The sequence below is a fragment of the uncultured Methanobrevibacter sp. genome, assembly GCF_902771435.1.
Taxonomy (GTDB): domain Archaea; phylum Methanobacteriota; class Methanobacteria; order Methanobacteriales; family Methanobacteriaceae; genus Methanocatella.
Window position 1 is genome coordinate 1 of record NZ_CACXXB010000072.1, and the last position, 4,188, is coordinate 4,188.

The following is a 4,188-nucleotide window of genomic DNA, read 5'->3' on the forward strand; positions in this document are numbered from 1 at the left end:
GGGAATTTAACGGAGGTTCCCCAGACTTTGGCATGACGGAAATTCTTCACGAATTCCCTGTGGAGTTTTCTGCATGCATCGATTACAGTAGATCCTTTCTTGATGACCAGAGGATCTTCCATATCCGCTTTTCTTCCCTGCGGTTTTAGATATACACGAACCAAATCAAGGTTATCGAATATTGTGTCCTTCAACTCTTCGATATTTGTCTTTTTATCTGCGGAAATCGGAATGAATTCCGGAATGTATTTTTTAAGCTCCTCGATGTATGCCTCATCTACAAGATCCACCTTATTTAACAGGACAATCATCGGAACATATGATTTATTTCTATCGAGTACGTCAATAAATTGATCCATTGTCACATCATCCCTGAAAAGAACGTCCGCATTGATATATCCGTACTCATTTAGAATAGATCTGATTGTCTTTTCATCCATGTGGGTCAGTTTGCATGTTGATGAAACCTTGACCCCTCCAAGTTTTTTCCTTTTGACAGTAACATCAGGAGGTCTTTCATTCGGCCTTATTCCAATGGCCCTCAATTCTTTTAGAATGACATTAATGTGCTGTGGATTGAAAGTATCCAGAACAACCAATATCAAATCTGCAGTTCTTGCAACGGATAAAATCTCCTTACCTCTTCCTTTACCGCTGCTTGCTCCGGTGATTATTCCCGGAATATCGAAAATCTGAATCTTTGCATTTTTATGTTCCATTACGCCTGGAACAATATCGAGTGTTGTAAATTGATAAGCGCCAACTTTACTTTCAGCATTAGTAATTTCATTTAAGAGAGTAGATTTACCTACAGACGGAAATCCTACAAGTACAACAGTAGCATCACCAGATTTCTTTATATGAAAACCCTGGCCTTTAGATCCCCCACTACTACGTTGCAGAGATTCCTCTTTAAGTTTGGAAAGTTTTGCCTTAAGCTTTCCTATGTGGTGTGAAGTAGCTTTGTTATATGGTGTCTTTTGAATTTCTTCTTCAATATCCTTTATCTTCTCTTCAATTCCCATTACATCACCATATTAATTCAAAAAAAATAAAAAATAGATTAGATTAGGAAAATCCTAACCTAAGTAGTCGAATTTGTAGTCACGTTACCGGTCGAATTGCCAGTGGCACCGCCGGCAACTGTCTTGTCAAAGTTTACGTTGAACAGCATTACGCCTTGCTCAGTGTGAACAGGTTCAAATACGTCCTGACCTGCTCCACCCAGGAGATACAGTCTGGTAAACATTGAATTGACCAGATTCTTATGTATCAGGATAGGAGTGTACTGGTTGTCATTACCCATCAGGAACATTGTGAAGTTCGCATCGGATACATTGCCTACAGATTCGTTTTTGGTAATGTAACCGTTTTCCACAACGATAATGTGTGAAATGTTCAATGGGTTGTATGGAGTGTCATTGATCATGATTTGCTCTCCATTTTGAGTGTATACCGCTTCTGTATGAGCGGTAGTAGTGTTGTTACCAGTTCCACGGCTAATGACTGCGTTAACGGTCATTCCCTGATCGCTGAGTATCGGCATTTTATTGGTAGTGCCCGGTTTTACTTCGACTTGCTGAGTTGGAACATAATAGTTGTAGTTTTCAGATGTCTGGTTTTCGAAGTTCCAAGCACCGAAGTAGGACCACCAACCTGCTTTTGAAAGCATATCTGAAGATGCAACAAATATTACAGGACGTACCTTATCAGGGTGAGTGTATTGGAGTACATTCTTAGCCTGATCAGCAGTCAAATGATATTTGTTTATCAAATCATTTTGAGCATCACCAGCTGATTTCGGTAAAATGTCAATAAGAATATCGGTTGCTTTACCTGAATCTCCAGTATAGTTTACCAATTCTGCAGTTGCTTGGGTTCCTGTAGTATCCAACATTCTGAAAATACCTGCAGACAGCTGCAGATCACTTGTTGTCATCGCCTGACCCAGCCAGAATGCACGTTCACCTGACTGAGAACCCCCATCGAATGTTACTTGCCTGTCGGCAGCAATTTCGAAGAGGTAACCGAAGTCCCACCAGGATGTGATTACAGTGTCGTTTGCAGTATTGTCATGTACCCAAGTCATTGCGTTCCACATTGCATCATTTGTACCAGGAACAACAGTTTCTGAAGTCTGATAAGCACCGCAGATTGACGGTGTAATCAGTGCAATTACAAGAGCTATGATAATAACATATTTTTTGAGCGGAACTTTTTTGGATGCTGCATTTTTGATACCGTAAACAGTAATTAAAGCGAATGCAACAATCGCTACAAAGAGTAAAATTCCGTAAATCACATTGATTTGAGCCAATGGAACTGCTGCAAGGAAACCGCATAATACGGCAATTACAATCAGCCATCTGTCATCATTCAATTTATTTTTAATGTAGTCGGTTGCAAATCCGACAAAGATACCTGCCATCAGACCGAATGGAAGTACAATTGTGGTAATGAACCTTGAACCTCTACTTACCGCAAGTGCTGTGAGTACAACCCAAACTACAAATAAGGTTGCATACAATACGGTTAAACGTTTTGAAGCCAAAAGCTCATCTGATGAACCGAAGTCAAAATTACCAAGACTAATATTGAATTTGAAGTCATTGTCGATTTTTTTAGCGGAAGCTGTTCTTTTGCCTTTAGGCGGTTTTTTAGTGGTTGATGTAGGAGCTTTTACTTTTGCCTGTCTTAATTTTAAAGCTCTGTTTACTAAAACATACAACACGATTAAACCGGCGAACAATATAGCTATACCACCCATACCGTTTACTACACCGTTAGTATTTGCTAAGAATGCAGAAGTCATTCCACTACCAAGTAAGCTTGGCATTTGCATCTCTGCAACGGAAATAAGTACGTTAGGGAATCCTCCAATAGTTCTTGAAGCAGATTGCAGGGAAAGCAATCCGGTTAAGCTTCCAAAGATTCCAGTTACTCCCTCAATACCTTGGAAGATAGCAAGACCTGCAAATCCTATTACCCCTAAAATCACAATTGAGAGAAGGTCATTCTGATGTATGAACCACTGCAATTTGCTTGAATATTCATCCTGATTGTCCTCACCGACATTGAAGAAGTAGCATGCGATAAGATAGACAACTGAAAATATTCCCATGATACCTATGTAAAAGATATAACCTGTCCATGATTGTGAAAACAGACCGATTGAAATAATTGACAATATAGCGAATAAAACTTTTAATATTATATTCTTTGCCCTTATGGTCTCTACAAAGAAGAATATAAAGAACAGGGACCATATGTAGTAAAACATATCTGTATCGAAAAATCCTGGGAATGTGTGCGCAAAGTAGTTCGGAGCAAGTACAATAATTACTGTAGCTACAATAGCACCGTAATCATTAGTCAGTCTTCTGGCAAAAATGAATGCCGGAATGACAGCCAATGTAGAGATAACTGCTCCTGTCCAAAATGCTATTTCTCTTACAGAGTGATCTCCAAAGATACTGTGTAAAAATGAAGTAACATATACAATTCCTAATTCGTAATTAATCTCATTACCGGTAGGAGCGTACCTATGCATATCCCACTCGCTACCATTTATCTTTTCATCTCCTACAAAGCCATGATCTACATAATCCTCTGTCAGCCTTAAGTTATAATATGAATCCATTTCACTGAAATAAGGAAGACCAGATGAATCAACGTAATCCCCTCTTGCGCTATCAGGGATTGCATTTAAATCAGCTGCAGGAGCTTTTAATGCAAAGACAACAGCCAGCAAAATCAATATGATAACTACTGATTTGGCTATTGTCACCATAGTTTCTCTATTCATAAAAAATCCTCATTTAATTCATTCATTAAACAATTAAAGTAAAAATTTATTTAATTTAATATCGATATTAATTGAACTTCCCCCATCTTAAAAACAAATGGAGACTGGCAAACCTAAAAACATCATTTTTTAGGAATCTTTACAGCATCGCAGTTCAGACGATTTTAATCCTAATCAAGGACATAAATACTCGAGTAATTATCCCCAAATTGTTGAAAATTTGTGAAATATTACCTGTGTGTGATAAAAATATTAAAAAATACTACATAATATTTTTATTAAGATATATTTATATTTCTTAACATTATTAAGTATTGTGCATATCCCCATAAACTTAAGAATTTTTTCTAATTTTTTTTATTAATCTTCTTATTTTAATTCAA

General features: G+C 37.6%; 2 protein-coding genes. Both read right to left on the reverse strand.

All coding sequences use genetic code 11. The features are described from left to right. A partial coding sequence (locus QZU83_RS10310) for a GTP-binding protein (protein WP_295611904.1) occupies positions 1 to 1,025 on the reverse strand: 1,025 nt, incomplete at its 3' end. Between the two features lie 59 nt (positions 1,026 to 1,084). Beyond that, positions 1,085 to 3,805, reverse strand: a complete 2,721-nt coding sequence (locus QZU83_RS10315; protein WP_295611905.1) for an STT3 domain-containing protein — start codon at positions 3,803 to 3,805, stop codon at positions 1,085 to 1,087. Positions 3,806 to 4,188: the final 383 nt, after the last annotated feature.